Source organism: Roseomonas chloroacetimidivorans (assembly GCF_049629625.1).
GTDB classification, from domain to species: Bacteria; Pseudomonadota; Alphaproteobacteria; order Acetobacterales; family Acetobacteraceae; genus Roseomonas; species Roseomonas chloroacetimidivorans.
The window spans coordinates 1-2,326 of the sequence record NZ_JBNBZS010000233.1; the positions used below are offsets into that span (position 1 = coordinate 1).

Below are 2,326 nucleotides of genomic sequence, written 5' to 3' on the forward strand. Positions count from 1 at the left end.
GAGCCGACGTAATGCCACGGCAGCCAAGCGGTTCTTCCGCAAGCTCCTGAAGGGTTTGCGATACGTCCCGCGGGTGATCGTAACCGACAAGCTGAAGAGCTACGCCGCCGCGAAGCGCGACATCCTGCCCGGGGTGGAGCACCGGCAGAGCCGGTACCTCAACAACCGGGCCGAAGTGTCGCACCAGCCAACGAGGCGACGAGAGCGGCAGATGCAGCGGTTCAAGTCAGCCCGCCACGCGCAACGTTTCCTCTCCACACACAGCCGGATCCACAACCACTTCCAACTTCGCCGCGACCGCCTGACCGCCACTGCATACCGGACTGTTCGTGACGCCGCATTCGGCATCTGGCGAGATGTGACCGGAGTTGCATCCGCCGTGTGAGGCCATCACCGGCCGTAAGCTCTCGACGTCGCCGTCATCGCCAACCTGACAACGCCATCGCTGATTACCTCCCCTCCAAATGAAAAGGGCGCCCCGGGTGGGACGCCCAAAATTACCGCTTTGCGGCCCGGCTATGCTTGACGTAACCGCAGTTACGTCTTACGTAACCCTTCGTGATCAAGAGCTTCAAAGACAAGCGTACAGCGGCGGTGTTCACGGGGCAGATGCCTAAGGGCTTTCCCACACGCATCGGCCCTGTCAGCCGCCGGAAACTCGCAATGCTCGACCGGGCCATCATCCTCAATGACTTAAAGGTGCCACCCAACAACCAACTGGAGACGCTAACTCGGGACCGTGCTGGCCAGCACTCGATCCGGATCAACCGCCAATTCCGTCTTTGCTTCATCTGGCGTGATGGCCACGCCTGGGAAGTTGAGATCGTGGATTACCACTAAGGAGACCCACAGATGACCATCACGCGCGAAGACCTAGACGCCGGCCGGGTGGACCTGTTGGACGTCGTCACAGGCGAGACCATCCCGCCCGTCAGCCCTGGCGAGGTGCTACGCGAGGAGTTCCTCGTGCCCATGGGCCTTTCCGCGAAGCGCTTGGCTGCCGAGATCGGCGTGCCGACGAACCGTATCACGAGCATCATCAATGGCACTCGCGCCGTAACAGCCGAGACCGCCATCCTTCTGGCCCGTCGCTTCGGTAACAGCCCTGAGTTCTGGCTTGGCCTTCAAGTGGGGCTAGACCTGGAACGCGCGCGCCAGACGATAGCCGCCTGACATGCCGACGAATGAGGCCAATCCGCTTCCCGAGTTCTTCCTCCTACTCCGAGAGGCATTCGAGGCCACAGAGGACACAGACCAGTTCGACCTGGACAGTCACGACCCGAGCAGCGTGGCCGTCTTTACGGAACTCCAGGCAGATCAGGCAGAGACGACTGCGATGCTTATCCGCTACGTCCAGGAGCACGGCGAAGAAATCCTCGCGGCACTCGGAAAATCCCCCGACTGACAGGCGAAGGGCCGCCACCGGGCGGCCCCTCAGGGTCAGACCTCTTTCGGCGCCTTGCGCAGAATTGGCACCCGAACCGGCGGATCCTTGGTGCCGTCGCAAAGGCTGTAGGAAATCGCGTTCAGTGTCTCCGGCAGGATGACGGTACTGCTTCAGGCGGCAAGGTCAATCATGCTCCTGACAGGCGGTTGACCGAGGCTGTGCCAGCCATCGACCTTGCGCATGCTGATCTGGCCGGAGGCGAGCAGCGCCCAGAACAGCATGGCGGCGGTCTCGGCCGAGGGCAGCACGGTCTGCGCTTTGATGCGGCGCTTGAACTCCTCATGCAGGCGCTCAATCGCATTGGTGGTTCGCGCTGACTTCCACTGGCTGGAGGGCAACCGGGTGAAAGCGAACAGCGCCTCGCCGGCCTCCTTGAGCCTGCCGGCGACGGCCTGGCACTTCAGCCGCCACTTGCGCAGGAAGGCCCGGCGCCGGGCCTCGATCTCCATTGCGGTCTCGGCGTAGATCATGTCCGTGTAGTCGGACGAGATCTCCTGATGCAGCCGCTCCGGCGCGTGGGCGAGAAGGTTCCTGTGCTTGTGGACCGTGCAGCGTTGAGTTGGTACCTCTGGCCAGAGGGCAGCCAGCGCCTTCTCGAGGCCGGCCGCGCCGTCGACGATCAGGAACTCCGGGGTCCGCAGCCCGCGGGCAACCACGTCGTCGAGCACGGCCCGCCACGCGGCCTCGCTCTCCCCACCCATGTTGCGCACGGTGAGCAGCGCCTTCTGCCCGTCCCGGCGCACGCCGAGCACCACCAGCAGCGAGACCGAGGTGGCCTTGCGGGCCAGCCGGACCCGCACCACGGTCCCGTCCAGGATCAGGCGGACCACCTCCTCCCCCGCCAGGTCGCGCCGGCCCCAGGCCTCCCAGTCCACGGCC

5 protein-coding genes are annotated in these 2,326 nt (G+C 64.4%); 4 read left to right on the forward strand and 1 reads right to left on the reverse strand.

Annotated elements, in window-relative coordinates; genetic code table 11:
- From ACO1BU_RS36950 to ACO1BU_RS36965, 4 genes are all read left to right on the forward strand, one after another.
- The coding region (locus ACO1BU_RS36950; protein ID WP_424140839.1) for a DDE-type integrase/transposase/recombinase at positions 1 to 385 on the forward strand (385 nt) is incomplete at its 5' end.
- Positions 386 to 558: 173 nt separating this feature from the next.
- Positions 559 to 840 (forward strand): type II toxin-antitoxin system RelE/ParE family toxin, encoded by a 282-nt coding sequence (locus ACO1BU_RS36955; protein WP_424140840.1) that lies wholly within the window; start codon positions 559 to 561, stop codon positions 838 to 840.
- Between the two features lie 12 nt (positions 841 to 852).
- Positions 853 to 1,173, forward strand: a complete 321-nt coding sequence (locus ACO1BU_RS36960) for a HigA family addiction module antitoxin (RefSeq protein ID WP_424140841.1) — start codon at positions 853 to 855, stop codon at positions 1,171 to 1,173.
- Position 1,174: 1 nt separating this feature from the next.
- Entirely contained in the window at positions 1,175 to 1,405 is a 231-nt protein-coding gene (locus ACO1BU_RS36965; protein WP_424140842.1) for a hypothetical protein, read from the forward strand.
- Between the two features lie 152 nt (positions 1,406 to 1,557).
- On the opposite strand, the gene ACO1BU_RS36970 is transcribed toward ACO1BU_RS36965, so the two are convergent.
- The coding region (locus ACO1BU_RS36970) for an IS256 family transposase (protein ID WP_424140843.1) at positions 1,558 to 2,326 on the reverse strand (769 nt) is incomplete at its 5' end.

Coding starts and splice junctions, on each gene's coding strand:
- ACO1BU_RS36960 (WP_424140841.1), top strand. CDS start 853: ATGACCATCACGCGCGAAGACCTAGACGCCGGCCGGGTGGACCTGTTG.
- ACO1BU_RS36965 (WP_424140842.1), top strand. CDS start 1,175: ATGCCGACGAATGAGGCCAATCCGCTTCCCGAGTTCTTCCTCCTACTC.